This is a genomic window from Candidatus Cloacimonadota bacterium, from assembly GCA_016932035.1.
GTDB lineage: Bacteria > Cloacimonadota > Cloacimonadia > JGIOTU-2 > JGIOTU-2 > Celaenobacter.
On the sequence record JAFGDR010000040.1, the window covers coordinates 135,061 to 142,790 of the forward strand.

Annotated in this window: 7 protein-coding genes; 5 read left to right on the plus strand and 2 right to left on the minus strand. The window is 33.9% G+C overall.

The genetic code is table 11. From position 1 onward, the window contains the following. Window positions 1-1,593: a hypothetical protein gene (locus tag JW794_07730; protein MBN2017999.1), complete on the minus strand. Its 1,593-nt coding sequence runs from the start codon at window positions 1,591-1,593 to the stop codon at window positions 1-3. 283 nt (window positions 1,594-1,876) lie between these two features. Further along, window positions 1,877-2,308: a hypothetical protein gene (locus JW794_07735; GenBank protein MBN2018000.1), complete on the minus strand. Its 432-nt coding sequence runs from the start codon at window positions 2,306-2,308 to the stop codon at window positions 1,877-1,879. Window positions 2,309-2,435: 127 nt separating this feature from the next. Between JW794_07735 and JW794_07740 the strand changes: the two genes are divergently transcribed. The 5 genes from JW794_07740 to JW794_07760 all read left to right on the plus strand — a co-directional run. After that, entirely contained in the window at window positions 2,436-3,365 is a 930-nt protein-coding gene (locus JW794_07740) for a glycosyltransferase family 2 protein (protein ID MBN2018001.1), read from the plus strand. Beyond that, entirely contained in the window at window positions 3,352-4,269 is a 918-nt protein-coding gene (locus JW794_07745) for a glycosyltransferase (GenBank protein ID MBN2018002.1), read from the plus strand. The genes JW794_07740 and JW794_07745 overlap by 14 nt, the downstream gene beginning before the upstream one ends. A 57-nt stretch (window positions 4,270-4,326) precedes the next feature. Continuing rightward, window positions 4,327-5,277 (plus strand): polysaccharide deacetylase family protein, encoded by a 951-nt coding sequence (locus JW794_07750; protein ID MBN2018003.1) that lies wholly within the window; start codon window positions 4,327-4,329, stop codon window positions 5,275-5,277. A gap of 17 nt (window positions 5,278-5,294) precedes the next feature. After that, the gene (locus tag JW794_07755; GenBank protein ID MBN2018004.1) at window positions 5,295-7,160 is read left to right on the plus strand and encodes a cobalamin-binding protein; all 1,866 of its coding nucleotides are present in this window, start codon (window positions 5,295-5,297) and stop codon (window positions 7,158-7,160) included. After that, the coding region (locus JW794_07760; protein MBN2018005.1) for a class I SAM-dependent methyltransferase at window positions 7,153-7,730 on the plus strand (578 nt) is incomplete at its 3' end. The genes JW794_07755 and JW794_07760, both read left to right, overlap by 8 nt.

Consider the following 7,730-nt stretch of genomic DNA (forward strand, 5'->3'; position numbering starts at 1 on the left):
TTATTTTCTCATTGAGAAAAGAATTTTAATAACAACAGCTGCTAGAATGACAAGCCACAGAAAGATCATAGGCACAAGTATAGGTGTCTCGACCTTATATCCCGTTAGCCTGACTTGTTGTTTTTGACTTTTTTTAGAACTTTCAAATTTAAAGAATGTGCCCAGTTGATGAAAAGCATCCTTCGTAAAAAGGTTTTGGGTTTTCCAAGCAAATCTGCCAGGCATATGGGTAGGATTCAATGCATTTTCTTTTGGATCGACTTCATATACTTCTTTATATGGAGTATATCTCTCTTCAAATCTTGGTTGCCAACGAGGACGCAAGACAGAGGAATACCTTCTCTGATATTTATCAATATATCTTGTTGACATTCTCGGAAATAAAGCTCCATATCTACCATAATATCTTATCACAGGTACCTCTCGATGTACACCTGCCCTATTGAATTCTCCAAGAGTTTTAGTTTCTGTCTGAACCTGATATTGATATTCTTGCTGAAAATACTTATTTTCATAAATAAATGTCGTTGGGGTCATTTTCACTTTCTTGGCTGTTATCTTGTTCTTATCTGTTAAATATATGAGGGGCTCGAAGTGCTTTAATCTTTTTCTTTGTATAGGTAAGAACATTCCTCCGACATAATCAGAAGTTACATATTCTGAAATTTTAGCATATAATGTATCTTCCGGGTTTATCATTCTCCTGAACTTCAAAAGAAATAAATCTTTTTGGAATGATACATTCTGATCAGTAATACCTGACAAAACATATGATCCGTCTTTTACCTGAACAATTTTAGCAAGTAATTTCTTTCCGGGTCCAATAAACTCATTATCAAATTCAATATCACCTTGGCTGTCCAGCTTCAGTATCCAGAAATTACTATTAAAATCACTTGAAAACACAGACTCCCCACAAATCATAAAACCATCATCCATTGTGCGAATTACAGACGTTGCAGTCTCAGCACCAAAACCACCAATTGTTCTCTCCCATTCAATATAACCTTCATTACTTAACTTAACTATCCAGGTATCAACCTTCTTCGTTTCAACATCGATCATGTCCCCCCAAAATGTATATCCTCCATCCTCTGTCTGGAAAAGTTCAACGATAATATCGTCACTAGTCCCACCAAAAGATCTATCCCATTCGAACTCTCCCTTTTCACCAAGCTTTAATATCCAAAAGTCTGAGTTTCGTGTTACATCCACGGTTCTTGTTCCGCATAAAGTATATCCATTTGCTGGTTTAACAATTGAATTAACCGCATCATTGTGTATACCCCCGTAGGTAGTTTCCCATATCAATTCGCCATCGCTATTACATTGAACAACCCAGGCATCATCCTTCTGTGAATTATTTTTGTTCTTCTTCCCGGCAACTACAAATCCGTTATTCGGAGCATTACATATCGAATAAAAGCCATCATCATCGCCCCCTTTATAGGTCTTGTCCCACACTAGAATTCCCCTGGAATCCAATTTTACCACCCAGGAATATGAAGAATTATCCTTTTGATCTTTTTGAGTTCCACATATCAAGTAACTCTTATCTTTTAGTTGTAAACATGAATATGGATATTCATTCATGGAACTGTTGCCAATGACATTATACCATTCAATATTCCCAAAATAATTGAATTTCATTACCCACCCGTCAATATTACTCTCGGACTCCAGCATTGTTCCGATCATAAAAAATCCATTATCTGATGTTGGAATCATATCACCTATTTTGTGGGAACCAAAATCCTCATAGAGCTTTTGCCAAAATATGTGAATATCTTGTGCATGCATAGGTGAACATATCATGCACGATAGCAGGAGTATTGTTAAGAGAACAATCGGAATCTTCATTCCTTCTGTAAATCGCCTATGGTCTTTGTATCCCGTGGGTCTGATAAAAATCCTCTATCGCCGTGATCAAATCTTCCTTCACAGTTACGATAGTTCGTATAATATCCCTTAATTTTGCTCTTGCGTGTTCATAGGTAAAATCCTCATGATCCTGCATCCTCTTTAACTCGATATAAAAATCGTTAAATACCCTCTTGACATCATTGTCAAAGAGAACTATATCAAACCCTATATAGGAAAAATCTGAAGCTACATCACTTTTGTCTATTACATCAATATATCGCTCGATGCTGACAAGTTCTGATACATTCTTCGGTTGTTTATGATCTTCAATTCTTTTGACCACCCCTCTGTTCATATCCATCTTATAAGCATAAATTTTTGAAATCCTTTTGATCTGAGGTATAAGAATTGTGTCGCCGTCAGGTAACGTAAATGTAGCTGGCATAATATTTCACCTTTTATATTTTATTAGCAAAATATAAAGTTTTTTTTAGTGTCTTGGTTTGTAAAGAAATTTTTGAAATATTATTTTTTATATTGACATATTAGCATGCATATTAGGGTTTACCAATATGCAAAATGTTGATGTTATAATACCTACACATAATTGTATTTTCATTAACGAAGCAATTAGAAGTGTACTTGATCAAGGCTATCATAATATCAATATATTCGTTGTTGATGACGGATCAACGGATAATACAAGAGAAAAAGTAAGTTTTTTTCTTTCTTCAAATCCTCAAAATATACATTACATATATCAAAAACAACAAGGACCTGCTGGAGCGAGAAATACGGGAATCAAAAAGAGTGCTGGAGAATATATCGCCTTTTTAGATGCTGATGATGTCTGGTTACCAGACAAAATAGAAAAACAACTCAAAATATTAAGCAGAGATACTGATATTGGTTTTGTCTATTGTGATAATTATTTCATTGATAAAAAAGGAAAGAAGATCAAAGATTATATAAGAAAAATTAAACTTGTTGAAGGTAATATTCTTCTTGACTTCTTTTTAGATTTTTTCCTTATCACTTCAGGTATTGTACTTAAAAGATCATGCTTGGAAAAAGTCGGGCTCTTTAATAAAAATCTCCAGGTTGGTGAAGATTTTGAATTCTTCTTGAGACTTGCAAAAGACTTCAAGGCAAGAGTAGTAAAGGAGAAACTCTTTCTCCGTAGAGTCTGGACTGAAAGCTTGAGCAAGAAAGACTATGAGTTGAATAGAAATACAGACATACTTACATTGCAGACATTTGTTCAACAAAATGAAGATTTTCGAAAACAAAACTCCTCTCTTATAAATTTCCGAATCAGCCAGCTATATACTAATCTGGGTTATGCATATTTGAGTCATAAACAAAAAATCAAAGCATTACAAGCATTCTTTGAAGCCGAAAAATGTAAACCAAAAACATTCAAGCTTAAATACCTTCTTTTATGTTTACTCCCCATTTTTCTAACGAAAACGATCCAAAGGATAATTCATGAAAAGAGTTAGTGTAGTTATTCCAACCTATAATTGTGCTGATTACATCACTGAGGCTGTTGATAGTGTTCTTAATCAAACATATAAGGAGATCGAGGTGGTTGTTATAGATGACGGATCAACTGATCAAACAAAACATATACTCTCGGTGTATAATGATAAGATAATGTATTTATATCAAGAAAATCATGGGGTTGCGGTTGCACGAAACAAAGGCATAGAGGTATCTAACGGTGATTATATTTCCTTTTTAGATTCTGATAATAAATGGCTTCCGGATCTTTTGGCAGATAGCGTAGCAATTCTAGAAAACAAACCAGATATTGGTCTTGTGCATAGTGGAAAAATCAGAATTAACGAAAATGGCGATGTTATTGAGGATCATTCGCAGAAAAAGGGTATAAAGCACCTTTCAGGATATATATATAAAAATCTTCTTTTACGAAAAGCAAACTTTAACCTGTCGTCTGTTGTTGTTCGAATGAAATGTATCGAAGAAGTCGGCATGTTTGATGTAAACCTTTCAAAGATCGGTTGTGAGGATAGAGATTTTTTTATCAGAATAGCAAAAAAATATAAGATACAATATATCAATAAACCTTTATATTTGGGGAGATTTCGAGAATCGAGCATGAGTGCTAATTACACCAATATGATGCGTGGACGATACTATATAGTGGATAAATATTGTCCTCCGCATAAAGGATTGAACTTTTTCAGAAATAAAGCCCTTAGTGCAATCCACTTGCAAAGAGGAGACAGCGATATTTGGAAATCGGAATATGAATCTGGCTTGAAAGAGTATTATAGATCCATCCGGTTATTCCCATTTAACATAACATTGTATTTTCGGCTCATAAAAACTTATGTCAAGATACTCCTGCATGGTGGTTTAAAAAGAAAAAAATCAACTTGATAATAAGTTATGAAAACAACATTATCTTACAGAATGAAGAGATTGATACGAGTTTTTATGAGTAAAAGTGGTTTTAATCATATCCTTAGGAAGTTCTATAAAAACAAAATAATTATTATAATGTATCATAACTTTTATGATGAGAATCATAAGAAACATACAAATGTAGGTCTCGACATTTCTTGCTTTGAGAAGCAGTTGCAATATCTTAGAACATATTACAATCCAATCAGTTTGCATGAGTTAGTAAATTATATTCAAAATGAGGTGCCTATCCCTGAAAACGCTGCTGTTCTTACTTTTGATGATGGGTATATGAATAATTATACCCTGGCATTTCCCCTGTTAGAAAAATACCAGATTCCTGCAACGATTTTCATGACCATGGATTTTATTTATAATAGCTTATGGATTTGGGTAAATGCACTCGAATATATTATTTCAAAAGCCAGTATAAAACACTTCAGTATTTCTATTCCTGATCGTGGTCTCGTAACCTTCACTATAGAGAATGAAGAAGAAAAAGCTAAAGTGTACAAGCAGTTGAAAGAAATGTTAAAGGAATTTCACCCATCAATGATTGATAACATAATATCTGAATTAAAAAAAAATTTAAATGTAAAGATCGGTTATAACGAGGTCATTAATTATCAAATGTTGGATGAAAGCACAATAAAAAAAATGTCATCTCCTTTAGTCGATTTCGGTTCCCATACCCTTTCTCATCCGATTTTAACAAGACTTAATACCGAAGAAGTTATTCACGAGATTAAGGATTCAAAAGAAATCCTTGAAAGAATTCTGGGAGAAGAAGTTGAGTATTTCTGTTACCCAAATGGTGATTACAATGAAGAAATCGTTGCAATCGTAAAAGAGCATTACAAAGCAGCTCTTTCAACGGACAGTGGTTTTGTGGACAAAAGTTCTAATATATTTCTTTTACCTCGTATTGCTGCAAAAGCTGATTTTGACCATTTTGTCTGGTCACTTGTTCATCCAGAAACATAAAATTATGAAAATCTAATATGCGAGATAAAAACAGATTTGGCATACTGAAACCTAGTATCGATGCACACACCTTAGGAATTGTCACTATTTCGCAAATCCTTGAACAATGCGATTTTAATGTCATTGTTGGAGATCAATATATCGAAAAAGCTGTTGATAATATTTCTCATGACACCTATTTTAAAGTCATTGAAAATTGGATCTTGGATAATCACCTTTCTCATTTAGGATTCAGTTATAGACTTGATCCTATTGAAGGAGTTGAGCTTTTCAACATATTGATGTATAAGATCATAAAAAGCACTCGACTTCTACAAACGAATAAAAACCTTTCAACAAATCTTTATTTTGCAGGTTTAAAAAGTGCTTGTGATAAAATTGAAGAGCTGTATAATGGAAAAGTAAGAACTTTTATTGGTGACGAAAGAATTGATGAAGTCATTGCAAAATTCAATATTCCTGAATCAAAAATTCCCAAAGCATATATACAGCAATCTCAATATGATAAGATACTGTACGGTTTTTCTCAAAATCTCATTTCAAAAGAACTTCATCACCAAGGAAATTTCTCACAGGATTATCATTATCCCGAATATGGTACATTCAACGATTCTCTGATAAAAAGATTATCATTTGCCCAAAAAGTCCACTCTTTACCTCTTATACGTTGTCATGTTGGACCTTATTTAAAAAATCGGGAAGAAGCTCTAACTCTTTTTTCTGAATGGTTAAAGGATCTCTCCAAGAGCGGGTTGCTGGATATTGTATCTGTAGGTTCATCACAACTGAGTCAGTCCCATTTTGGTGAAGATTGGGGTGATAGACCTAATGGAGGAGGTGTTCCAATCAATTCGGAACTTGATCTCAAAGTCACTTGGGAATGTTCTCTTCCAATGCTTGTGAGGTCATATTCCGGAACGAATAATGTCCCGAAAGTAGCACAGATACTTGAAGAAAATCTTAATATGGCATGGCACGCTCTATCCTTATGGTGGTTCAATCAACTTGATGGGAGAGGATCCTTAAGTCTTAAAGAAAATCTAAAACAGCACATTCATGCAATGCAATATATCTCATCAACCGGCAAACCTTTCGAACCGAATGTTCCTCATCATTTCTCATTTCGGGGAAGTGATGACTTGACATATATAGCATCTGCATACTTTGCAGCTAAGATGGCAAAGAAACTTGGGATTCAGTGTTTAATTCTGCAAAACATGCTGAACATCCCGAAATATACAACGGGCATTATTGATTTGATCAGATCACGAGCTCTTCTCAAGATTGTTCGATCACTTGAAGATAAGAATTTTATAGTAATTCTACAGCCACGAGCAGGTTTAAACTATTTTTCTCCTGATATTGAAAAAGCAAAAATTCAACTCGGGGCAGTATCTGCTCTGATGTCTGATATCGAATACAGGCAAAAAAATTCTCCCCAAATTGTTCATGTTGTCAGTTATTCTGAAGCTCTTTATCTGGCCGATCCTCAAATTATCAAAGATAGTATAAAGATTACAAAATCTGCATTGCTTCACTACCCGTTATACCGTGAATCTCAGGGCATAAAGGATTTTATTGATAATAATTATATACATGATGCAGTTGATGATCTTGTATCCCAGGTAAGGATACTTATCAGCAATATCGAAGAATCGATTCCAAATATATATTCAGTTAATGGATTTTTCGAAATATTTAAAAACGGTTACTTCCCGGTTCCCTTTTTGTGGAGATGTAGGGACGAATTTCCAAATGCTCTATGCTGGAAGACGAAACTAACAGAACATGGCACCAGACTCATTAACGATAATGGAGAAGAGCTTCGTGTCGCTAGGAGACTTGAAAAGGTCAAAGAATTAAATGAGGTTAATAATGATTAAATTTAACAAAGAATACTGGGAAAATAGGGGTAAAAAGAAATTTTACTATAGAGGGGAAGATTTCTATACGGTTACACCAATTCCCTATTATTATCAGCGCAGAAAAGCTTTGCTGGAATTGTTAGATAAGGAATTATATTCTTTAGGTCAAAAAAAGAAGTCTATCTCTGTATTAGATTTTGGGTGCGGAGATGGATTCTTTTCGATTTATACTAAAAAGTTATTACCTAAAAGTTCAATAAGAGGATACGATATTGCCCATAGCATGATCAAAAGAGCATGTGTGAAAAGAAATTCCAACTACATATCAGACGTTCATTTCTCTACAAAATTTCCATCTAAAGAAAAATTTGATGTTATATACATCTTTGCTGTTTTTGCTCATTTGAATGATTCCCAAGTCCATTATTTACTCCATTTACTCCCAAGATTGTTAAAAAATTCCGGGAAGATTTTTCTTTTTGAAGCAACAGGAAATTATCCTTTTAGGGGGTCTAAATGGTATAGGAGAACTGAGAATGAGTATTTAGACATTTTTATGAAAAATAAACTTATGATTAATTATAAAAA

Bases quoted from the DNA above. Each gene is read 5' to 3' on its own strand.
- JW794_07730 (MBN2017999.1), bottom strand. From the start codon at position 1,593: ATGAATGAATATCCATATTCATGTTTACAACTAAAAGATAAGAGTTAC.
- JW794_07735 (MBN2018000.1), bottom strand. From the start codon at position 2,308: ATGCCAGCTACATTTACGTTACCTGACGGCGACACAATTCTTATACCT.
- JW794_07740 (MBN2018001.1), top strand. From the start codon at position 2,436: ATGCAAAATGTTGATGTTATAATACCTACACATAATTGTATTTTCATT.
- JW794_07745 (MBN2018002.1), top strand. From the start codon at position 3,352: ATGAAAAGAGTTAGTGTAGTTATTCCAACCTATAATTGTGCTGATTAC.
- JW794_07750 (MBN2018003.1), top strand. From the start codon at position 4,327: ATGAGTAAAAGTGGTTTTAATCATATCCTTAGGAAGTTCTATAAAAAC.
- JW794_07755 (MBN2018004.1), top strand. From the start codon at position 5,295: ATGCGAGATAAAAACAGATTTGGCATACTGAAACCTAGTATCGATGCA.